Consider the following 22,155-nt stretch of genomic DNA (forward strand, 5'->3'; position numbering starts at 1 on the left):
CGGGTTTTTTAGTTTTAAAGAAAATTAGTACAATATGAGAATTAAGTTATGTATGGCGTTTTTGTTATGCTCGGTTATGGCAAGCGCACAAAATTTAAATGATCTTTTAGTTGCCGGTTTAAATGATGCTGAACGCTTTGCAAACAGTTATTTGGCACCGGTGACAGAGGCAGGAATTTATAGTGTATCTAATGGGTGGTATAATTCTGCTGACGCAAAACCTTTAGGTGGATTTGAAGTGTCTATTGTTGGAAACATCACTGGGTTTAAAAATAAGAATGATAAAAAAGCTTTTATTTTAGATACTGCCGATTATGAAAATTTAACCTTTGATGACGGCAGTACTTCAAGGCAAGTTTCAACTGCCTTGGGTGACATAGATGGTGTAATAGTTAATGTAAATGCCAATATTGAAGGGCAATTGGTAAGTGAGCAGTTTGAATTGCCAACTGGCTTGGCAGATGATATCAGTTTTATACCGACCGGTTATATTCAAGCAAGCGTGGGCTTAATAAAAGGATTAGAGGTCAAGGCTAGATTCTTACCGAAGATCAATACTGATGATGTGCAGATTGGATTATTCGGAGCAGGACTTCAATATGACTTTACCAAAATGCTTCCTGCAGATAAATTATTACCGGTGGCAATATCTGCTGTAATCGGTTATACAAATCTGAATGGAGAATATGATTTTACAGATACAGAAGCGATAGCTGGTGAAAATCAGAGAATAGATGCTAACATCAGTACTTGGAATTTTAGTGCAGTTGTTTCCACGCGAAAAATTCCTGTAATCAACTTTTACGGAGGTCTGGGTTATATCGTAGGTAAATCTGAGACAGACCTTTTAGGCAGATATGAAGTTGCAACGGTCTCAGGGATTCCAATAGTATACAATGATCCTTTTTCAATCACAAATGATGTAAGCGGTATTACGGCAAATGTGGGTACCAAGATTAAGTTGAGCTTTTTTAGGATTAACGTAGATTACAATATAGCTGAATTTAGTACACTAACAGCTGGTATTAACTTCGGTTTTAGATAGATGTAATTATATAAACAACAAAAAAAGCCTTGCTAATTAGCAAGGCTTTTTATTTTCATATAGTACCACTATTTTTAAACTATTCTCTTATAGCGAATACCCCTCCATCAGCGAACTCCAATTGTTCGTGCTCTTCAGATATATTCATAATCACTTCTGTATCTTGAAGTTCTTCTTCATTATAAGTAATTGAATATACTCCTGCATCAGAAGACCAACGAAAGTCAGTATAAAAAGTTAGGGATTCTCCTAAATAAAAATGGTAACGTCCTAAGTAGGCATCATTAAAAATCCATTCTTCCTTTTGAGTGGATTCTTGCTTGCCCTCAAGCGAGTTGATTTGGGTCTTTGACCATATTCCAAGAACAGGATCATTATTTTCAGGTATTCGGGTACAGTTACTTACTGAAATCAGGGTAACAATAGCCAGCAATGAAAAGAACTTTTTCATAAGTAGGTAATTCGTAAGGTTTGGGATATGTACAACGGTGTTGATAAAGGTGCTATTGTAAAAAATCGATGTATTACCATTTAATGTCGATTTCTTCGTTGAACACCACTATTTTTTAACATTTGACAACTTTTTGATGTAATTATATCTGCCTGAAATATGATATTTTTCATAAAACAATGCCTTAAAAAATCATTATTTTTGGGCTTCTTATAAAAATTATAAAAATACTATAACATGAAAGTAACCGTAGTTGGGGCTGGAGCAGTTGGGGCAAGCTGTGCAGAATATATTGCTATTAAAGATTTTGCTTCTGAAGTTGTTTTGTTGGACATCAAAGAAGGCTACGCCGAAGGTAAGGCCATGGACTTAATGCAGACCGCATCATTAAATGGGTTTGATACTAAAATTACAGGCAGTACCAGCGATTATTATAAAACTGCAAACAGTGATATTGCTGTAATTACTTCTGGAATTCCTCGAAAACCGGGAATGACCCGAGAAGAACTTATAGGTATTAATGCAGGTATTGTGAAAACAGTTTCAAAGAGCTTATTGGAGCATTCTCCGAATGCAATTCTTATTGTAGTGAGTAATCCTATGGATACGATGACCTATTTGGTTCATAAAACAACCAATTTACCAAAGCATAAGATAATAGGTATGGGCGGTGCATTAGATAGTGCCCGTTTTAAATATCGTTTAGCTGAAGCCATAGGTGCGCCTATTTCAGACGTTGATGGAATGGTGATAGGTGGTCATAGTGATAAAGGTATGGTGCCGTTAATCAGCCATGCAGCTAGAAATAGTGTTAAGGTATCTGAGTTTTTAAGCAATGACCGTATGCAGCAAGTAGTTGAAGACACTAAAGTTGGAGGAGCTACGTTGACCAAATTACTGGGCACTAGTGCGTGGTACGCCCCTGGAGCTGCCGTGTCTGGACTTGTTCAGTCCATTGCATGCGACCAAAAGAAAATTTTTCCATGTTCAACTTATTTAGAAGGGGAATATGGTCTGAATAATCTTTGTATTGGAGTGCCAGTAGTATTGGGAAAAAATGGGATTGAGAAGATAGTTGATATCGAGCTTAGCGATGCTGAAAAAGCAAAAATGAAAGAAAGTGCCGAAGGTGTTTCCAAGACCAACGGTCTTTTAGATCTTTAGGCATATAGTTATAATCTTAATGCCATTTCGAAAGTGATTTTATATGAAAAACCTATGTTCAAGATAGATTTTTCACTCACTGGGCTCGAAATGGCATTTTTATTTTTCCTACCCTTTAGTATAATTGCAGATATTCTATTGTCAAATCCTATTTGAAATGATATATTTGCACGCTGTTTGAGAAAAATTCTAAAAATTTAGTAAACAATGCAAAATAAAGGACTTATAAAGCTATTTGCCCTCCTTTTTGGTTTGGTAAGTATCTATCAATTATCCTTCACATTCATTTCGGGGAAGATTGAAAATGATGCAGAAAAATTTGCCGTAAATCAAATTTCGGAAGCTGAAGAAGATTATGTGACTAAGCGGGAGGCTTTAGAGACGTCGTATTTAGATTCTGTTGGTGGTAACCCCATATTGGGCTATACTAGCTATGAAGATGCTAAAAAGTGGGAATTGAACAAAGGTCTTGACCTTAAGGGGGGAATCAACGTTACCCTTCAAATTTCGGTGAAAGACATTCTAAAGGGTCTTGCCGACAATACGAAGAACCCTATTTTTAATAAGGCCTTAGCAGATGCTGATGAAGCTTCTAAAAATAGTGATGACACTTATTTGGAGTTGTTTTTTGATGCTTTCGATGATATAAAAGGTAATACCAAGTTAGGGTCACCCGACATTTTTGCGAATAAGACCTTAAGCGATGTTATTAATTTTCAAATGTCAGATGATCAGGTAAAACCAATTATCAGAACGAAGATTGATGAATCTATTGAATCAGCGTTTGAAGTACTTCGTGAACGTATTGATGGTTTTGGGGTTACCCAACCTAATATTCAACGAGAAGGAAACTCTGGTCGTATTTTGGTTGAGCTTCCAGGGGCAAGAGATATAGGACGAGCACAAGAATTGTTGTCTAGTACTGCACAATTAGAGTTTTGGGAAACCTACCCTCAAACTAGCCCGAGTATTTCACAATTTATATTTAGTGCCAATGAACGTCTTCGCGATATTTTAGAACCTAAGGAAGAGGTCAAAGACACTTTGGCTTCTGCTGAATCAGAGATAGATTCGTTGCTTTCTGATGTAGCAAAAGACTCACTTGACTTAGCTTCTGAATCAAATCCGCTGTTAAGTAAACTGTTACCAGCAGGTAACAATGCAATTGCCCAGGTGGCAGTTAACGATACAGCAGAAGTGGGTTCGTACCTTAGAATGCCGGAGATTAGAAGACTTTTGCCTACTGATGTGCAATTTGTAAAGTTTGCATGGGAAAGGTTAAGTCGTGACAGTGACTCTGAATTGGTTGGTTTATTTGCCCTTAAGTCTAATCGTGATAAGATACCTGCAATGAGCGGCGATGTCATCATTGATGCTGCTTCTGAAATTGACCCGTATACCAATGACCCTAAAGTTACTATGGTCATGAATACCCGAGGTGCTAAAGAATGGGAAGAAGTGACCGGTGAAGTTTTTAAAAACCAAACAGGTATTGCAGTTGTACTGGATGATAAAGTATATACCGCTCCCGGTGTTTCAAGAGGTCCAATTTCTGGAGGACGCTCTGAAATTACTGGTGACTTTACCTTAGTTGAAACCAAAGATATTGCCAATGTGTTAAGAGCAGGCAAATTACCTGCATCAGCAGAAATTATTCAATCCGAGGTTGTTGGTCCTTCTTTAGGGCAAGAGGCTATAGATAGTGGTTTTATGTCTTTTATAATTGCTATGGCATTCGTATTGGTCTGGATGATTTTCTATTATGGAAAGGCAGGTATTTTTGCAGATATCGCCTTGGTATTCAATATTCTCTTGATTTTTGGAGTATTGACTAGTCTTGGAGCTGTTTTAACCTTACCCGGTATTGCCGGTATTGTTTTAACTATTGGTATGTCTGTAGATGCTAACGTACTGATTTTTGAGCGTATCAAAGAAGAATTAGATAGAGGTAAAGGAAAAGCGCAAGCTGTTGCAGATGGTTTCAGCAACGCCCTTTCATCTATTCTCGATGCAAACATTACGACTGGTTTAACAGCGATTATACTTTTTATATTTGGTTCAGGCCCAATTAAAGGTTTTGCGACTACTTTATTGATAGGTATCGTTACCTCATTGTTTACAGCGATTTTTATCACCAGATTATTGGTTGATTGGTATATTTCTAAAAAAGGGAGAGATCTTCAATTTTCTACAAGTATGACCAAGGGCTTGTTCAAAAATATGAATATCAATTTCTTGGGTAAAAGAAAGATTGCATACATTATATCTTTTATCTTAATCGGAGTTAGTATATTTTCTCTCTTTACATTAAAATTACAACAGGGTGTTGATTTTGTTGGGGGACGTTCTTACCAAATTCGATTTGAACAGCCAGTCAATGCTTCTGAAATTGCATCAGAATTAAATGCAGTTTTTGGAAGTGGCACTAATGTTAAGACCTTTGGTGAGTCAAATCAAATAAAGGTAACTACGCCGTACAAAGTAGATGTTGAAGGTATAGAAGTTGATACTGAGATTCAGAATAAATTGTACGAATCACTACAAAAATACTTGCCAGATGGCACTTCATTTAATGATTTTACCGTTGGCGCTTCTGAGAAATCTATTGGAATTTTACAGTCGGTAAAAGTAGGCCCGACCATAGCAGACGATATCAAGAAGAATGCTTTCTGGGCAATTATTGGTTCATTGGCTGTTGTTTTCTTATACATCTTATTACGTTTTAGAAGATGGCAATTCTCTTTGGGTGCTGTAACTGCTGTATTCCATGATGTACTGATTGTATTGGGCATCTTCTCATTAACAGGTGCGATTATGCCTTTTAATATGGAAATTGACCAAGCGTTTATCGCCGCAATCTTAACAGTAATCGGTTACTCATTGAATGATACCGTGGTTGTTTTTGACCGTATTCGAGAGGTTGTGGGCCTTAAAGGCTGGAAAAATGGAGATCATATCAATGAAGCTTTGAACAGTACATTAAGCCGAACTTTGAATACCTCATTGACCACTTTGATAGTATTGTTGGCGATTTTTATTTTCGGAGGTGAATCGTTGAGAGGATTTATGTTCGCCATGATTGTTGGTGTTATTGTTGGTACCTATTCATCGGTGTTTATTGCAACTCCAATAATGTTTGATGCTTTAAAGAAGAAAATATCTTCTGGTAAAGAATAAATTAATGAATTAACCCAAATGAAGAAGCCGCTATTAAGCGGCTTTTTTGCTTTCTGTCTTTCCGATATAGGAACCTTCATTTGAAAAAAGGTAAAGATTTAAACTATGATGGTACTAAAACACTCTTAGTTATTTAATAGGTCGCAGAGCCATTTGTAGTTATTTGTTTTTTAGGCAAACTCATTACATATTCATATCCCTTTTTAAGGTATTCAACCAATTTGGCCTTATCTTGTAATAGGGAGTATGTATCAATACATACTCCCTCATTATAGCACCATGTGACTTAAAAGGTAAAGCACCGTACTTTTCAAATTCTCTAGTGTCTTCTTTAGAGAGGCGAATACCCATTTCATCATCTTTATTTATTAATGAAAACATATAACCATTTGCAGAAGCATAGGGAGTGGTCTTGCCTTTTCGTTCTAGATTGGCAAGGGTAACAATTTCATCGTAGTTTGTTATTACTTCATTTCGGACCATATTATTGTAATTTTTATTAAGCTAATTTTTGCATTGATATATAGTTCAAGCATTTTTATTAAAATTTATGTCGATATGCATTTTCCTTGTTAAAACAATGGTTTTTGCACAATGAAAAGGGTTAAAATGTAAGATTTTTAACATTTTTATTATTATTGGGAACACTGTAATTTATTGATTCTTTTATTAAAAAAATATGTGAATGGTGCGATTTTATCGATGAACAGTAATTTTGTTTGTTTACACTAAATTAACTTATTTTTAAGGGCTTTAAAACCAACTAGTTCATGTCAAATTTTTTTCAAACCATTTCAGACGAGAATAAAGAAGTTCTGAAAACTTATTCTTGGATACCTTTAATTATTATTGGTATAATTTTGATTATAGTCTCGTTTACATCTTGGGCGGAATCAATTGTATACCTTTCAAAAGGCCTCTACGCTTCTGGAACTACTATTATTACGAGCATGGTTTTTTTAACATTGGTCAAGTCCAAACAATTCTCAAATATTTTTAATAAACAATTACGTAATATTATCTATTGTTCAGAGCATTTAGAAAATAGGAAGGATATTAGGGAGTTATGGCACACCACCTCAAAAGCTATGTATGAGAAATATTTTCCTGATTTATGTGATATTATAGAAGACAATGTAGAAAACTACATACCTATCGACTCTACCAAGTATTATGAGAATTATGTTTACAAGGTCGATATTTCATTTGATGAACAGGATTTGAATTATATTAACTTAAAAGAAAGAGAATCTTTCTCATTGGTCAGTAAAACTACTGATAAAGTAGAGTATAAATCTTCGACTATTTTTGAAAAAGAGAATTATAAGGATACAATTTCTGACTATAAAATGCTTTCATTTAGAGTTAATAAAAAAGAATTAAATCCTAAAAATCCTGAATTAACAATCGACAAAAGCTACAAAGGAAAGAAAATATTGGTTATACACAATAGATTTTTAAATGGTAAAAATAGATATGTTATAGAAAAAGAAGAGGTCAAGAAATATTCTCTTTTGGTTGAGAATACAAAGTCGCATAATTGCTCTCATATTTTTAAGAATTATACTTTAGAAGTTACCCACCCTAAAGAACTTGAGGTGAAGTTTTATGAAAATGGAACATTAAACAAATTTGATACTAAACCTATCAGAGAAGTAGGCGACTCTTACGTTAAAACGTATGAATATGAGGGTATCATGTTTAAAAACCAAGGGACTAGGTTGATTTTCCGTGATTTAAGAAAATAATACTATATTTACAACGTTAACTAAAAAAAGAGCTTATGAACACACATTTTAATTATTCTTTGAATCATTCATTAATTGAAGAAGAGGAGTACACAGGTTAATTTTTTAGCTAACAAGCTCAAAAATATTCAAACCACCTTTATTAAGGTGGTTTTGTTTTTTTGATAGAGTTTTACCCTCAATATGATTAGTTTTGAGAACAAAATTTTGAAGAGGATGAAATATAGGTAGGTACTATCTTAATTTTCATGTCTTAAGTTTTGCAAAATCTGTTTATCATGGTGTGTTACATGATATGCAACGAAGTAAAGTACTTCTCTTAGTGTGAATTTTCCCATAACAGGATGGGGCAGTATGTATATATCAAGTTCAGGTTCTGTGAAGTTTTCAATGCCCACAGTTAACTTTTCAATGACTTCTTTTAAAGCTTTCAGTTTTTCATTTTTTTGTTCTAAGTCCACTTCTTCAGGAGAAAATCTTTCTTCAAGTTTGTAATCTGGGTTCTGTCTTAATGTTTCCAAATAATCAGCAACGATTTTTTTGTAATCGCGACTTGGTTTACTTGCAAGACCAAACTTGTCTTTTAATACAGATTTAGGAATCTCAAAAGCTCGAGCAACAGGTTTTGTTGACTTTAGAATATGCTCCAATTGCTGCCCTGCCGTCCATTTTCCATTGGTACTCTTCATAAAATCAATATCAGAAAGTTCATCCAATTTTGATAGAAAAGCTTGATGATTAGTCAAGATTAATGCTTTGATTTCTAGTTTATCCATGATTAAATGTATACTATTTTACCTGTAGAGCCATTTTCTGTGATGCTAAGTTTGTAAATAAATTGAGGATTTAGTCCAGCTTCAGCCCTGTGCGAAACATATATAATAGCTGACTCGGTTTCATTAACAATTTTATTTACAAGTGCTAAAAATAAACCGGTGTTTGAATCGTCTAGTCCCACCGTAGGCTCATCCAATATTAACAAAATAGGATGCTTTATCATTGCTCGCGCAACCATGAGCAACCTTTTTTGGCCCATGGAGAGTTGATGAAAGTAAACCTCTTTTTTTTTGTCCAACCCAATTAGCGCTAACCATTTTAAGGCAAGCTGTTTTTCATTATCTGTTGGTTTAATATATAACCCTACCGAATCATGTAACCCAGCAACAAGCATGTTTTCCAGCGTATGTCGACCTTTGAATTTATCGGTCATGGAAGGGGTAAAGTAACCAATATGTTTTTTAATATCCCAAACACTTTCACCACTTCCTTTTTTATTTCCTAAAAGTGTTAAATTTTGTCCATATCCTTTATGGCTGTCACCGGTAATCATATTCAAAAGCGTAGATTTACCACTTCCATTAGGACCAATGAGTTGCCAAAACTCTCCTTTATTTATGGTCCAATCAATATTTTTTAATATTTGTTTTCCGTCAAAACTTACGGATACACCTTGAAATCTTACTAGTTCGGTATTAAAGAAATTACTGGCTCGTATTGGTGCTGGAATGGCGTTACTTAAGTTATTTTTGCTTTTTTCATGAACTTTCCAAAATAATTCTCTGTTTTGAAAATAGTGTAGTTCTCCCTTACTATAAGTAAAAAAATCACTTGTAAACATAAGTATATCTTCAAGTCGACTAACTAATTGAATTAAATGGATTTTTTCAGAGATTACTTCCAATCTTGTTTTTAAATCAGCTTGACTTTCAATATCTAGATTATCAAATGGATTGACCACTATCAAATATTCGGGACTTTTTGATAAAATATGTTTTAGGAGTGCTTTTTTTCGCTCACCGCTACTCATTGACAGAAGTGATTGATTACGATTGCTTGTAAGGGTTTTAATTTCGTGGCGTTCTTCTCTGTCAATAAAATGCTCTAATTCCTCAGCAGAAAAAATACCTCCCTTTTTATCTTTTAATGATTCAAAGTATTTATAACTTCCTTCATAAATACTAGTAATAAGTGTTTGTAGGCTAGATTCATTTTCAACAAGAATAGCGAAGTGTTTCAAAATACTGGTTTACCCAAATTTAGCTATTAAACCGGTTGGTTCATTTGCTTTGAGTGGCATTTACTCTATAAATATGCACAGGGTTATTTTTGTAAAAAGTGCTTTTATCCAAATGCATACCATTTTTCAAGGCAACTTTTTGAGAAGGAACATTGTCAATATGAATTATCGAAATTAGGGAATCAGAAAATTGCTCTTCAAAAGCAATTTTTTTACATTTTTGTGCAGCTTCAAAAGCATAACCTTTTAACCAATGTTCGGGTAGTATGGAATACCCGATTTCCAATTCTTGTATTTCGTCAACAGTTTGTACAAGAAGCCCGCAAATACCGACTAAATTGCCCGTTTCCATAGAAATTAAAGCATTCATACCTCCCAATCCCTTTTTATAGCGCTCAAAAATACGGTCGAATTGTTCTTTACAAGCCACTTGAGGGTTTTTGGGAAGGCCTTCCCAATATTTTGTTGAATTGGGATTTTGGTAAAATGGAAACCATGCTTCAAAATCAGTAGTAGCTATTTTTCGAAAGGATAATCGTTCACTTTTTTGACCTTCAAGTAAATAAGGAATCATTTAATTTTCAGAATATTTGATACGGTCACCAACTTCAAGCGACCATTTTTCAACAAGGCCCGCATTGATTTCAAGAACATATTTAATAGGCACTTGAGATGAAAGTCCCTTCTCATCAAAAGGGCGCGTATTTTTTTGAAAGCTGGCTATTTCTAATTTTTCGTTGATGAAGATAATATCCAATGGTATTTGGGTATTCTTCATATAAAATGAATGTACTGATGTTTCTGGGAAAATAAATAACATTCCCTGTTTTATTTCCATGGACTCACGATACATCAATCCAGTTTGGGTTTCATAATCTGATTTGGCAAATTCTACATCCAAATTCACTAAAAGTGAATCATTGACTGATTTGAAAATTTGAAGTTCTCCTTCTTTTTGAAAAGAAATAGTTTCAGTCTTAATTTCTGTTTTAGAAGTTTCCTTGCATCCGAAAAAGTTTACAAAGAGCCATAAACTAAAGATGAAAACAATAACTTTTTTCATTATTTCATCGTTTTAGCAGGCCTGAACATGAAATAAAGCCCAACCAAAATCATAGGAATACTCAACCATTGCCCAGTAGTAAAAGTACCCCAGGTTTCCTCAAAACCTCCCTGGCTTTTTTTATAGTATTCCACTATAAAACGAGCGGTCCAAAGGCCAATCATAAAAAGTCCAAAAAGGAATCCTGATTTTTGAGCCTTATCTGTTTTCCAATACACGAACCACATTAGACCGAATAATACGAGATATAAAACTGCTTCATATAACTGGGCAGGATGACGATAAGGAATGCTTTCCAGAATTTGTGCAAATTCAGATTTAGTCTCAATTGCTTTATAGGCGGCACTTGCAGTTTTTTCTTTAGTCAATTGCATGGCCTTATAGCTTGGCATATCATCAGAATCACGAATAAATCGGGTTGCTAATGCAAAAGATTTATCAACTATTTTGCCATTAATTTCAGAATTGAAAAAATTTCCCAGTCGTACAAAAGCGCAACCTATGGTACTGACCACAGCAACTCTATCAAGCAACCATAGAAATTTCATGTCTTTATATTTTCTTGAAAAAAGATAAAGCGCAATGAAAGCGGCAATTGTGGCACCATGGCTTGCAAGTCCAGTAAAACCAGTAAATTCATAACCATTTATAAAACCCAAAAGAGTACTGTCGGTACGCTCTCTTATTGGTAATAAAATTTCCAATAAGTGGTTTTTATAATAATCCCAGTCATAAAAGAAAACATGGCCCAAACGTGCGCCCAACATTATGGAAACTACTGCGTAAACAAAAAGGGAATCAAGCATTTCCATGGGTTTGTTTTCCTTTTTAAAAATCTGTTTCATAATGTACCAACCCGCCACAAAAGCAAGGATCCACAATAAGTTGTAGTATTTTATTTGAATAAAACCAATTTTGAAAAGAATGTCATCAGGATTCCAATTAAAACCTAAAAAGTACATATGAATTGTTTTTGGGCTAAGATAAATAATTAGATGGTAGACCACTTCGCTTTTTAGAAGTTAGATTAGAGATTGTTTGCACAAAGGTTGGGTGAATGATATTCGATGTTTGAATTTGACCTTGAACATGTATTTTGTCAAGGAACAGGATCATAGCCTTTACCGCCCCATGGATGACAGCTAAAAATGCGTTTCAGAGATAGCCAACCTCCTTTAAAGAGCCCATGCTTTTTTAAAGCTTCTAAGGTATAGGCCGAACAAGTAGGGGAATAACGACAGGTGGCCGGGGTATACGGAGAAATCAAAAGCTGGTAGGCCCTAACCAAGAAAACAAAAGGGGCTATCAATATTTTTTTCACTTTAATTGATTATTTCTTTAGGCGCCTTTGAGATATTTAATTTAAGCTAAAACTAGTTCCCTCTTTTCCATCTTTAAGCTGTACCCCTAGAGCTAACAATTCATCACGAATTTTATCAGAGGTTGTAAAGTCTTTATTTGCACGGGCATTGTTGCGAAGCTCAATCAATAGTTCTACTACCCCTGCAAGGGTATCAGAACCTCCTTCGGTAGCACTTTGGTTTTCAAGCCCTAAAACATCATAAATAAAACTATGCAAGGTTTTTTGAAAAAGCACCTTATCATTTGCTGTAATACTTTCCTTACCTTCTTTAATCAGGTTGATATGTTTGACCCCTTCAAAAAGATTAGCTATTAGAATTGGGGTATTAAAATCATCGTTCATGGCATCATAACAATTCTGTTGCCAGACTGAGACATCAAAACTACTGTTAGTGGCAGTGTCAAGTCCTTCCAATGAATTTAGACCGTCCATTAAACGAAAATATCCTTTCTCTGAAGCCAACAACGCATCATTGCTTAAATCAAGAATACTCGTATAATGAGCCTGCATCATAAAAAAGCGAACTACAGAAGGATTAAATGCCTTACTCAAAATATTGTTTTCACCGCTAAAAATTTCATTTGGGAAAATATTATTGTCCGTAGATTTTGACATTTTCTTGCCATTCAAGGTCAGCATATTGGCATGTAACCAATAATTTACTGGGGAACTTCCATTGCATGCTTCGGCTTGAGCAATTTCACATTCATGGTGTGGAAATTTTAAATCCATTCCGCCACCATGAATATCAAAGTTTTCGCCCAAATATTTAATGCTCATTGCGGTACATTCTAAATGCCAACCTGGGAAACCATCACCCCATGGCGAAGGCCATCTCATAATATGTTGTGGTTCTGCTTTTTTCCAAAGGGCAAAATCTTGAGGATTTCTTTTCTCATCTTGGGATGCAAGTGCTCTAGTATTGGCAATCATATCTTCCAATTTTCGGCCACTTAACTTGCCATAATCATTAGTCTCGTTGAATTTAATGACATCAAAATAGACGGAACCATTGATTTCATAAGCAATACCTTTGCTCAAAATTTCTTTGATAATTTCAATTTGCTCAATGATGTGACCGGTAGCCGTGGGTTCTATACTTGGCGGAAGCAAGTTGAATTTTTGTAGGGTTTCATGAAAATCAACCGTGTAGCGTTGAACCACTTCCATAGGTTCGATCTGTTCTAACTTTGCTTTTTTTGCAATCTTATCCTCACCATCATCAGCATCATTTTCTAAATGACCTGCATCAGTAATATTTCGAACATATCTTACTTTAAAACCTAAATGCTTGAAGTACCTAAAAATCATGTCGAATGACATGAAAGTTCTGCAATTACCTAAATGCACATTGCTATAAACTGTTGGGCCACAAACATACATGCCCACGTAACCTTCTTTTACAGGTTTGAAAATTTCTTTTTTCCCAGAAAGAGAGTTGGATACTTTTAAGACTTGGCTTTTAAATAATTGCATTAAAATTCGGTATCAAGATTGATATAATCTAAGAATTCGCGTCTTACTTTTTCTTCTTTGAATTTACCACCATACTCTGCGGTAATGGTACTACTCTCGATATCGCGGATACCTCTTGAGTTGACGCAAAGATGCTTAGCGTCGATAACACAGGCCACATCTTCCGTCCCAAGCACCTGTTGCAATTCTTTTACAATTTGAATGTTTAAACGTTCCTGTACCTGAGGTCTTTTAGCAAAATAGTCAACAATACGATTCATTTTTGATAAGCCTACTACAGTACCATTAGAGATGTATGCGACATGGGCTTTTCCAACAATAGGTAGTAAATGATGTTCGCAAGTGGAATATAAAGTAATGTTCTTTTCCACTAACATTTCACCATACTTATACTTATTGTCAAAAGTAGATGACTTAGGTTTTCGCTTTGGATGGAGCCCTCCAAAAATTTCATTTACGTACATTTTGGCGACTCTTTTTGGAGTACCTTTTAAGCTGTCATCATCTAAGTCAAGCCCTAAGGTCAGCATAATCTCCCTAACGTTTTCTTGAATGCGTTCTATTTTTTCGGAATCACTTAACCCAAATGCATCAATCCTCATAGGGGTGTCTTGGGATGATCCAACATGCCCATCGCCCCGTTCTTCATATTGTTCTTCCAAAGTTTGCTCTAATTTCATTTCACATTTGATAAAGACAGCAAAGATATACATTAATGGTTTATTTAACATCTGAAATACTGGGTTTGACAACATAAATTATTGTTAAGGGATAGTTGCTTTTATTTTTGCAATACCCGAATTAACAAGTACTTATGTACAGGCACGTTCTATTTTTTCTTTTTTTCTCTACTGTCCAAGCTATAGTTTGGGGACAAGTTTCACCTGAATGTACCAATGCAATCCCCATATGTTATAATACCCCAGTAAATGGTGGTACAAATGGCTATGGTTCTGATGATTTTAATGGAGCTGCTTCTAGCGGATGTTTGGAGCAAACCAACACTGGAGCGATAGAATCAAATTCGGCATGGTATCGATTTAGAACAAATGCATCTGGACAATTGGGTTTTAATATAGGGCATGATGCTTCAGAGGATTGGGATTTTGCGCTTTATCAAGCCAATGATTGTAATAGTTTGGGCGAGCCTGTCCGCTGTAATTTTTTTGATAATCGAGATGAAAATACTTTTATCGGTGTAGGGGAAGATCCTTCTGGCGATACGGATACATTACAATACACGGATTGGTTAATGGTACAACCAGGTCAAGATTATTATCTTTTGATCAATAATTTTAGTGATGCAAATTCAGGATTTTCCATTCAGTTTTCTGGAGAAATTTTCAATACTAATCCATATGATGCCTTAGACTGCTCAATCGTAAATAATTTGTTGGGCCCACCGGTAGCTGCTTGTTCAAACGAAACAGTGCTTTTAGATGCAACGACTATTAATGCCTTGAGTTATGTTTGGTACCAAGATATTGGAAATGGTTACCAAGAGATAATAGGGGAGACAGATGCTATGTTTCAGCCCATACAAAGTGCAATGTATCGAGTTTTAGTAATTACAACTGATGAACAAATCATAAGTGAAGTTCAAGTAGCTTTTTTACCTCCGCCGACAACAAATGTTATTGCTGATGAAATCACATGTGAAAATGAAATAGGATTTGACCTTAGTGTTAAAGACGTCGAAGCTTTGGGGGGTCAAGACCCTAGTAATTATATAGTTGGATATTACTTATCTCAGTTGGATGCTGAAATGGGCATTAATGAACTTTCCAAACAATATGTCACTGCTCAAGGGGTGCAAACCATTTACGTTAGAGTTTCATCAATTCAGAACCTGAACTGTTTTGATGCTTCAGAGCGTTTTGAACTTAATACTATTGCGTCACCAATACTCGGCGAAAATCAAGAAAGGTATTTATGTGATGACCTAATGAGCATTACTATTGGGGAGACTATTTTGAATGACAATTATCAATATTTATGGGATACCGGTGAAACTACTCCAAATATTACAGTTTCAGAACCGGCAACTTACGTTTTGACTGCTACTACATCCTTAGATAATGTTTTTTGCGTTAGAACTAGAACGTTTACGGTCATTAGAACACAACTTCCTGAAATTTCAGATGTACAAGTAGGTGAGTATGGATTTAGCAATACAGTAACAGTGGTTACTAATTTAGATGGAGATTTTGAATATCGCATTGATGATGGTGAATTTCAAAGCAGTGCAATTTTTGAAGGTATATTACCAGGAAATCATACGGTTTATATGCGTGATTTGAGTGGATGTGGAGTTGATGGAGAAGAAATTGCGGTGATAGGGTATTTACCCTACTTTTCTCCAAATGGTGATGGTATAAATGATTATTGGCATATTATGGGAATAGAGCACCTGAATGAGCCCATTGTTTCCATTTTTGACCGTTATGGAAAACCATTGCATGTTTTAAATAAGGATAACCCAGACTGGAATGGCACACAAAATGGCGAGCAATTGCCTGGTTCAGATTACTGGTTTCAGCTCTCTTTTATTGATGGTAACGGTAATAGGGTAAAAGCTAAGTTCTTGAAAAATCACTTTTCGCTACGACGATGACCTAAGTTGTTTGCCAAATTATTTTGTGTATTTCATCGATCTTTTATGCACTTTATACTAAACAGGGTATTCCTTAAGTTATATACACGTAAGAATAGCCCCAAATTCTATGCGAACACTATTTTGTGCTATCAGTTTTTTTCTTTTTTGTGCCGTTTTTAGTTTAAAAGCGCAGAACTCCCCTGATTGTAGAACAGCAATACCCGTATGTGCCGATGCCCCAATAATGGGAATAGCGGACGGAGGTGGTGATATTGACGATTTTGATCCAGATGTCATACGGCAAACTGGCTGTCTAGAGAAAGGGAGCGTAGCCTCGGCTAACATTGAAAACAATACTTCTTGGTATGTGTTTAGAGCTGGTACCGATGGCCAAATTGGTTTTGATATCGAAGCGCTTCCTGTGGTTCCTGGCGGAGTTGTGACTTCTGAATGGGATTTTGCCTTATATGGACCATTTGACCAAACTATTGGTGATAACTTTTGTGCTGATATCAGTAATGGATCTGCACAGCCTATACGATGTAACTATGAGGTGAATGATACAAATTTCACTGGTCTTGGTACAAATCCTGAGAATGGACAATTGGGCGCACCAAATGTAACTGGAAGTCAAAATACGTATGACGAGTTTATTGATGTGATAGCAGGAGAGATATATTACTTACTTATCAATAACTTCAACACAAATTTTGATGGCAATGCAGAATCTTTTGAATTGACATTTACTGGTAACTCAGTTAATGCAAATCAAGACACCGCCTTGGACTGTACTTTACGTGATGAATTTTTAGGGTTTGATATCATTGCCTGTGAAGATGACCCAGATATCGTTTTAAGTGCTTTAAATTCACCTGCGGGACCTAATATTACCAATATCACCTGGTCTGTTGATACAGATGATGACGGTACGATAGATACAGTATTGGCTACAGGTGCCGGCGAGATAGAATTGACAGTTACAAGTCCTAATTCAGGTCGATACTTTGTTTCCATTGAGACTACCTTTGGAGAAATAATTTCAGATGATATTCTTATTACCTTTTTTGGTGTACCAGTATTACAAGAAGTTGTCATTATTGATGATTTAATTGTATCTGATGACCCAGATACCTATAACGTAGAAATTGTGGTAGACGGTGATGGAGATTATGAATATGCCATAAATGATGGCGAATTTCAAGATGACCCTATTTTTCTAGATGTACCTCCAGGTATTAACACAGTGGTCATTAATGACAAGAACGGCTGTGGTGCTTCAGAACCGATTGAATTTGTAGTTGTAGGATATCCAAAATTCTTCACGCCTAATGGTGATGGAATTCATGATAATTGGAACGTTTTAGGAATAGATCAATTAATAAACCCCGCAATCTTTATTTTTGACCGTTACGGAAAGTTCATCAAACAGTTGGATGGAACTACCTTGGGTGGTTGGGACGGAACTTTTAATGGTACTGACCTACCCTCTTCAGATTACTGGTTCAGAATTGATTATGAACGTGATCAACAAACAGCAATAGTTGCTACCACTGTCAGAAATCATTTCTCTTTAGTAAGATAAAAAAAGACCAACTTATTGTTGGCCTTTAGAAATCATTTTTTTAGTTTTTTCTAGAATTTTAAGGTATACGATAAGGTGATATTGGTATTTACTTTATCAACTAAAGCTGAATTAGAAATTCCGCTATCAAATAATAACTCATTAACCTCTTGTTCGGTTCTGTTTACTGCTAAATCTAATTTACTTCCACCAAAATCGTAACCAATACCCGCAGAGTAACCTTCTAAATCGCCAATGATACCCTCAGTTTCATAGGGGCTTTCTTCAAAACGGTAACCACCTCTTAAACTTACTTTTTCAATTCGGTATTCACCACCGATTCTATACGTGCTCACAGCACCCAACTCATTAGCTATAAAATCATTCTCTGCTGAAAAACTTGGATCAGAATTGGGCCTTAGCTCCGCTTGCGACATATCTTGATAGCCATAATCAAAACTTAATAAACCGTCTTTTCCGAATATTACTGCCACACTACCCGTTAGTTTAGATGGTATTTTGATACGATATTCTTCAAATAGGTTGACAATATTAAAATCAATAAAGTTAATATCGTCATCAGCCAAATCGGAGTTGATTCTTTGAGAGGTGTCATCGGTTAAGTAATACCAAGTAGGCGATTGATAGCTACCACCAATTCTAATGTTATCATTTAATCTTGCTATTCCGCCAAGGCTAAATGAAAATCCGGTACCCTGTGTATGTAAAAAATTATCAAATGTTGTTCGTTGAATGGGTGAGCCCGCGTCATAACCAGTTTCATCAAAAAAAGTAACCTTATCATAAAAAACACTGTGAAAATTTAAAGATGCACCTAAATAAAGATTGTTTTGATACTGTCCAGCTAAATTGGCGGTAAACTTACTATTGTAACCATTTGTCGATTGACGAAATTGTTGATTGACACTTGAATACTCGGCATTGGAGATGTAGCTTGTTCCAGCTTGATTGGTTTCGTCTACTGGATTTATAACTCCTCCAAAATATCCTAAGAAGGCCTGTTGGTCCGCAAATCCCTGCTGCGCTCCGATTCTCAGATAAGCTTCTTCCAAAAACTCGTTTTGCCCCAGAAGTAAGTTCCCAAAAGGAATACCTTGTGCAAAATTGAGAAAGTAATTGTCAATACCTTGATTTGTATTACCAGAGGCGGAAATCTCATTATCAAAATTTTCAACTAGATCATAGTTAAGCCCCAACGCTATTTTCTTCCATGGCGAATTTGGTGATTTAAATACAAATACCCCGCCAGCTTGATTAAACTCAAGAGAATTTAAATCTGCATTTTGAATGCTGTTACCGTATGTGGCATCATTATTTCTATTGTAATTAGAACCACTTACAGTAAACTGGCTGTAATTAAAAACTGCAGAACCCGCTGGATTAATATTGAGAGATGATAAATCTCCTCCTAGGGCTCCAAAAGCTCCTGACATGGCTTGAAATCTTGCAGTGCCTTGAAGATTTTCCGTGCCGTACCTTACAACATCATTAATATTCTGTGCGCTGGCAAAAACACATACCATACCCACTATGAAAGTTAATATACTTCTCATTTTGTATTCTTTAAGATTGCAAATTAATTTGGATTTAGTTTCGTCGTCCGCTGCTTCGTCCACCTGAAGACCTACTGCTCGAACGGCCACCAGAGCTCCTTACACCACCTGAACTTCGAGAGCTGCCACCAGAACTCCTAAAACTTCCACTACTTCTTGAGCTTCTACTCCCTGAGCTCCGGTATCCTGAACTTCTGCCCGAAGATCTTGTGCCAGAACTTCTATAGCCCGAACTTCTTCCAGAAGACCTGCTGTAGTTGTTGCTTCTTGGTGCGGTGCGTGTAGAAGATTGATAGCTTCTTGAACTTCCGTAACCTGAGCTTCTATTCGTAGAAGTGCCGCTTCTATAACCACTTGTTCTAGGACTAGTGTTGCGATAAGTTTGACCACTTCTCGCAGAGCGGTTATAGTTTGGCACTGCTCGCGTACTTCTGCTGGTGCGATAGCTTCGATTTCTAGCAATTGCATCAGCACTTATTGATCTTCCAGTATTTGTTCTTCCGCTGTATGTTCTAGAACTTCTTGTTGAAGCACTGCGAGATACCGCATTAGACCGCCCTACATTTGATCGTCCACTATTAGAGCGCAATCTTGATGTAGTGCCCCTAGAATCATTAAGTAAGTTTGATCTGCCTCTTAAGGCACTTGAGGCAAAGGTATTTCTTGTAGAAGCTCTCCTAGTTCTGTTAAAAGCTACATTTCTATTATAATATCCTCCATAAAAAGGCCTGTTCCAACCGTAGCCTCCCCAGCCCCAATTATTCCAGCCGTAACCTGCATAGCCCCAACCAAAACCTGCATTCCAACCAAAGCCACCGCCCCAGCCAAAGCGATTCCATCTCCACGGGTTATTCCAACCCCAACCCCAATTGTTCCAGCCCCATCCCCAGCCAAGGCCGCCGCCCCATAGCCAAGGATCATTCCACCCCCAATTGTTACCGTAAACATTAATGCTTAAATTAGTAGGATTGTCACCCCACCCAGGATTGCCCTCATAATTGTTATTGTAAGCAAAATAATCTGTTTGTTCTCCTAAAGGGATAGAATCATTTTGAGCACCACTATAGTATCCATCTACATCGGTAAATATTTCAGAGTCTAGTATTTCATTATATTGATTGGCCTGTTCTCCAAAATAATCTCCATAAATATCACTTTCAAGCTTTTGGTTTTTGACTGCCTCAGCTGATTTTTTTTCAACAGAAACCGTTTGATTTCCATTGGAATAGATTCCATCATCATCATAATAAGAAGCTTGTTGATATGACCCACATGATGCGAGTAAAATCGCGATTAAGGGTAATATGGCGACATACTGAAATTTTTGGCGGGGTAGAGAATGCTGCATGTTTTTATTTTTATTGTTGAACATAGTAAAAATAGTTAGTTTTACCGCACTATTTTTGTTAATCAAGTCACAAGTTTTGTGCCAAACTACTTTTAATGGGAAAAAAATTGACGAGCAGGGAAGAAGATTACTCCAAATGGTATAACGAACTTGTTGTTAAGGCAGATTTAGCCGAAAACTCTGGAGTACGGGGTTGTATGGTTATCAAACCTTACGGTTTTGCCATATGGGAGAAAATGCAAGCTGGATTGGACAAAATGTTCAAGGAAACTGGGCATGAAAATGCATACTTTCCCTTATTCATCCCTAAATCATACTTAAGCAAAGAAGCAAGCCATGTTGAAGGCTTTGCAAAAGAGTGCGCTGTTGTAACCCATTATCGACTTAAAAATGCAGAAGACGGAAGTGGAATCGTTGTTGATGAGGATGCCAAATTAGAAGAAGAACTTATTGTAAGACCTACTTCAGAAACCATCATTTGGGATACTTATAGAAAATGGATTCAATCATATCGTGACCTTCCCCTTTTAATAAATCAATGGGCGAATGTAGTGCGTTGGGAGATGCGTACACGTTTGTTCTTGCGAACTGCGGAGTTTTTATGGCAAGAGGGCCATACGGCACATGCAACGGAAAAAGAAGCTGTTGAAGAAGCAGATATGATTATGCATTTGTATGCTGATTTTGCTGAAAATCATATGGCAGTACCGGTGATAAAAGGAACAAAAACGGAAAGCGAGCGATTTGCCGGCGCGGTAGAAACATATTGTATTGAAGCGCTTATGCAAGACGGTAAAGCTTTACAGGCCGGAACCTCGCATTTTTTAGGTCAGAATTTTGCTAAGGCGTTTGATGTAAAGTTTGCAAATAAAGAAGGAAAACAGGACTATGTTTGGGCAACTTCATGGGGAGTTTCGACACGATTAATGGGTGCTTTGATTATGACTCATAGTGATGATAATGGGTTGGTATTGCCTCCAAAACTGGCTCCGATACAAGTGGTCATTGTACCGATATATAAAGGGGAGGAACAATTGAATGCCATTACTGAAAAAGTAAATCCATTGGTCAAAGAATTGCGTTCAAAAGGAATTTCGGTAAAATTTGACAATCGTGATACGCACAAGCCGGGGTTTAAGTTCAACGAATATGAATTAAAAGGGGTGCCTGTACGATTGGCTATTGGACAACGTGATTTGGAAAACGATACTTTTGAAGTGGCCAGACGTGATACCTTGGAGAAAGAAACGGTAGCAGCTGAGGCTATTATTGAAAAGATAACATCACTTTTAGAAGATATTCAAACGAACATTTATAGCAAAGCAAAGACCCATCAGCAATCTCATATCACTAATGTGGAGACTTATGAAGAGTTTAAGAAAGTGCTTGAAGAAAAAGGTGGTTTTGTAGCGGCACATTGGGACGGAACAATAGAAACAGAGGACAAAATTAAAACGGAAACAAAGGCCTCTATTCGTTGTATCCCTATAGACGTTATCGAAGAAGAAGGGAAGTGCATGGTGACTGGAAAACCATCATCTTTTAGAGTTCTTTTTGCAAAAGCATATTAGT

Annotated in this window: 19 protein-coding genes; 7 read left to right on the forward strand and 12 right to left on the reverse strand. The window is 36.3% G+C overall.

Annotated features, from left to right (window positions below; translation table 11 throughout):
- Positions 1–34: 34 nt before the first annotated feature.
- Entirely contained in the window at positions 35–1,045 is a 1,011-nt protein-coding gene (locus tag RM706_RS13610) for a DUF6588 family protein (RefSeq protein ID WP_311352472.1), read from the forward strand.
- A 79-nt stretch (positions 1,046–1,124) separates the two neighbouring features.
- Here the strand turns inward: RM706_RS13610 and RM706_RS13615 are convergent, their stop codons facing one another.
- Entirely contained in the window at positions 1,125–1,496 is a 372-nt protein-coding gene (locus tag RM706_RS13615; RefSeq protein ID WP_311352474.1) for a hypothetical protein, read from the reverse strand.
- A 237-nt stretch (positions 1,497–1,733) separates the two neighbouring features.
- On the opposite strand from RM706_RS13615, the gene mdh reads away from it, so the two are divergent.
- Both mdh and secDF read left to right on the forward strand, forming a co-directional pair.
- The gene (gene mdh, locus RM706_RS13620; protein WP_311352476.1) at positions 1,734–2,660 is read left to right on the forward strand and encodes a malate dehydrogenase; all 927 of its coding nucleotides are present in this window, start codon (positions 1,734–1,736) and stop codon (positions 2,658–2,660) included.
- Between the two features lie 207 nt (positions 2,661–2,867).
- Positions 2,868–5,837: a protein translocase subunit SecDF gene (secDF, locus tag RM706_RS13625; protein WP_311352478.1), complete on the forward strand. Its 2,970-nt coding sequence runs from the start codon at positions 2,868–2,870 to the stop codon at positions 5,835–5,837.
- A gap of 183 nt (positions 5,838–6,020) precedes the next feature.
- On the opposite strand, the gene RM706_RS13630 is transcribed toward secDF, so the two are convergent.
- The gene (locus tag RM706_RS13630) at positions 6,021–6,320 is read right to left on the reverse strand and encodes a hypothetical protein (protein ID WP_311352480.1); all 300 of its coding nucleotides are present in this window, start codon (positions 6,318–6,320) and stop codon (positions 6,021–6,023) included.
- A gap of 287 nt (positions 6,321–6,607) precedes the next feature.
- On the opposite strand from RM706_RS13630, the gene RM706_RS13635 reads away from it, so the two are divergent.
- The gene (locus RM706_RS13635; RefSeq protein WP_311352482.1) at positions 6,608–7,585 is read left to right on the forward strand and encodes a hypothetical protein; all 978 of its coding nucleotides are present in this window, start codon (positions 6,608–6,610) and stop codon (positions 7,583–7,585) included.
- Between the two features lie 239 nt (positions 7,586–7,824).
- Here RM706_RS13635 and RM706_RS13640 read toward each other — a convergent pair whose 3' ends face one another.
- The 8 genes from RM706_RS13640 to folE form a co-directional block, all read right to left on the reverse strand.
- The gene (locus RM706_RS13640) at positions 7,825–8,361 is read right to left on the reverse strand and encodes a DinB family protein (RefSeq protein WP_311352483.1); all 537 of its coding nucleotides are present in this window, start codon (positions 8,359–8,361) and stop codon (positions 7,825–7,827) included.
- Positions 8,362–8,363: 2 nt separating this feature from the next.
- Positions 8,364–9,602, reverse strand: coding sequence for an ATP-binding cassette domain-containing protein (locus tag RM706_RS13645; RefSeq protein ID WP_311352486.1), 1,239 nt, complete (start codon positions 9,600–9,602; stop codon positions 8,364–8,366).
- A gap of 40 nt (positions 9,603–9,642) precedes the next feature.
- Positions 9,643–10,176, reverse strand: coding sequence for a GNAT family N-acetyltransferase (locus tag RM706_RS13650; RefSeq protein WP_311352488.1), 534 nt, complete (start codon positions 10,174–10,176; stop codon positions 9,643–9,645).
- Positions 10,177–10,665, reverse strand: coding sequence for a DUF192 domain-containing protein (locus tag RM706_RS13655; RefSeq protein WP_311352490.1), 489 nt, complete (start codon positions 10,663–10,665; stop codon positions 10,177–10,179).
- On the reverse strand, positions 10,665–11,627 hold the full coding sequence (gene lgt / locus RM706_RS13660; RefSeq protein ID WP_311352492.1) for a prolipoprotein diacylglyceryl transferase: 963 nt from the start codon (positions 11,625–11,627) through the stop codon (positions 10,665–10,667). The genes RM706_RS13655 and lgt overlap by 1 nt, the downstream gene beginning before the upstream one ends.
- A 137-nt stretch (positions 11,628–11,764) precedes the next feature.
- Positions 11,765–11,986, reverse strand: a complete 222-nt coding sequence (yidD, locus tag RM706_RS13665; RefSeq protein ID WP_311352494.1) for a membrane protein insertion efficiency factor YidD — start codon at positions 11,984–11,986, stop codon at positions 11,765–11,767.
- A 36-nt stretch (positions 11,987–12,022) separates the two neighbouring features.
- Positions 12,023–13,504: a cysteine--tRNA ligase gene (gene cysS, locus RM706_RS13670; protein ID WP_311352496.1), complete on the reverse strand. Its 1,482-nt coding sequence runs from the start codon at positions 13,502–13,504 to the stop codon at positions 12,023–12,025.
- Positions 13,504–14,184, reverse strand: a complete 681-nt coding sequence (gene folE, locus RM706_RS13675) for a GTP cyclohydrolase I FolE (protein ID WP_311352498.1) — start codon at positions 14,182–14,184, stop codon at positions 13,504–13,506. The genes cysS and folE overlap by 1 nt, the downstream gene beginning before the upstream one ends.
- Positions 14,185–14,318: 134 nt before the next feature.
- Here folE and RM706_RS13680 point away from each other — a divergent pair, with 134 nt between their 5' ends.
- Both RM706_RS13680 and RM706_RS13685 read left to right on the forward strand, forming a co-directional pair.
- A complete protein-coding gene (locus RM706_RS13680) occupies positions 14,319–16,118 on the forward strand; it encodes a T9SS type B sorting domain-containing protein (RefSeq protein WP_311352500.1) in 1,800 nt (599 codons plus the stop codon).
- Between the two features lie 109 nt (positions 16,119–16,227).
- Positions 16,228–17,682, forward strand: coding sequence for a T9SS type B sorting domain-containing protein (locus tag RM706_RS13685; protein WP_311352502.1), 1,455 nt, complete (start codon positions 16,228–16,230; stop codon positions 17,680–17,682).
- A gap of 50 nt (positions 17,683–17,732) precedes the next feature.
- Here RM706_RS13685 and RM706_RS13690 read toward each other — a convergent pair whose 3' ends face one another.
- Complete coding sequence (locus RM706_RS13690; RefSeq protein ID WP_311352504.1) at positions 17,733–19,235, reverse strand: OmpP1/FadL family transporter; 1,503 nt, start codon at positions 19,233–19,235, stop codon at positions 17,733–17,735.
- A gap of 34 nt (positions 19,236–19,269) precedes the next feature.
- On the reverse strand, positions 19,270–20,607 hold the full coding sequence (locus RM706_RS13695; protein WP_311352506.1) for a hypothetical protein: 1,338 nt from the start codon (positions 20,605–20,607) through the stop codon (positions 19,270–19,272).
- 71 nt (positions 20,608–20,678) lie between these two features.
- Here RM706_RS13695 and proS point away from each other — a divergent pair, with 71 nt between their 5' ends.
- Positions 20,679–22,154, forward strand: coding sequence for a proline--tRNA ligase (gene proS, locus RM706_RS13700; protein ID WP_311352508.1), 1,476 nt, complete (start codon positions 20,679–20,681; stop codon positions 22,152–22,154).
- Position 22,155: the final 1 nt, after the last annotated feature.

Origin of the sequence: Croceitalea rosinachiae, from assembly GCF_031846445.1 — a bacterium.
Lineage (GTDB): Bacteria > Bacteroidota > Bacteroidia > Flavobacteriales > Flavobacteriaceae > Croceitalea > Croceitalea rosinachiae.

Excerpts from the sequence above, each read along its gene's own strand:
- cysS (WP_311352496.1), bottom strand. The coding sequence starts at position 13,504 with ATGCAATTATTTAAAAGCCAAGTCTTAAAAGTATCCAACTCTCTTTCT.
- lgt (WP_311352492.1), bottom strand. The coding sequence starts at position 11,627 with ATGTACTTTTTAGGTTTTAATTGGAATCCTGATGACATTCTTTTCAAA.
- RM706_RS13635 (WP_311352482.1), top strand. The coding sequence starts at position 6,608 with ATGTCAAATTTTTTTCAAACCATTTCAGACGAGAATAAAGAAGTTCTG.
- folE (WP_311352498.1), bottom strand. The coding sequence starts at position 14,184 with ATGAAATTAGAGCAAACTTTGGAAGAACAATATGAAGAACGGGGCGAT.
- RM706_RS13655 (WP_311352490.1), bottom strand. The coding sequence starts at position 10,665 with ATGAAAAAAGTTATTGTTTTCATCTTTAGTTTATGGCTCTTTGTAAAC.
- proS (WP_311352508.1), top strand. The coding sequence starts at position 20,679 with ATGGGAAAAAAATTGACGAGCAGGGAAGAAGATTACTCCAAATGGTAT.
- RM706_RS13640 (WP_311352483.1), bottom strand. The coding sequence starts at position 8,361 with ATGGATAAACTAGAAATCAAAGCATTAATCTTGACTAATCATCAAGCT.
- RM706_RS13615 (WP_311352474.1), bottom strand. The coding sequence starts at position 1,496 with ATGAAAAAGTTCTTTTCATTGCTGGCTATTGTTACCCTGATTTCAGTA.
- secDF (WP_311352478.1), top strand. The coding sequence starts at position 2,868 with ATGCAAAATAAAGGACTTATAAAGCTATTTGCCCTCCTTTTTGGTTTG.
- RM706_RS13650 (WP_311352488.1), bottom strand. The coding sequence starts at position 10,176 with ATGATTCCTTATTTACTTGAAGGTCAAAAAAGTGAACGATTATCCTTT.
- RM706_RS13610 (WP_311352472.1), top strand. The coding sequence starts at position 35 with ATGAGAATTAAGTTATGTATGGCGTTTTTGTTATGCTCGGTTATGGCA.
- RM706_RS13630 (WP_311352480.1), bottom strand. The coding sequence starts at position 6,320 with ATGGTCCGAAATGAAGTAATAACAAACTACGATGAAATTGTTACCCTT.
- RM706_RS13695 (WP_311352506.1), bottom strand. The coding sequence starts at position 20,607 with ATGTTCAACAATAAAAATAAAAACATGCAGCATTCTCTACCCCGCCAA.
- RM706_RS13680 (WP_311352500.1), top strand. The coding sequence starts at position 14,319 with ATGTACAGGCACGTTCTATTTTTTCTTTTTTTCTCTACTGTCCAAGCT.
- mdh (WP_311352476.1), top strand. The coding sequence starts at position 1,734 with ATGAAAGTAACCGTAGTTGGGGCTGGAGCAGTTGGGGCAAGCTGTGCA.
- RM706_RS13685 (WP_311352502.1), top strand. The coding sequence starts at position 16,228 with ATGCGAACACTATTTTGTGCTATCAGTTTTTTTCTTTTTTGTGCCGTT.
- RM706_RS13690 (WP_311352504.1), bottom strand. The coding sequence starts at position 19,235 with ATGAGAAGTATATTAACTTTCATAGTGGGTATGGTATGTGTTTTTGCC.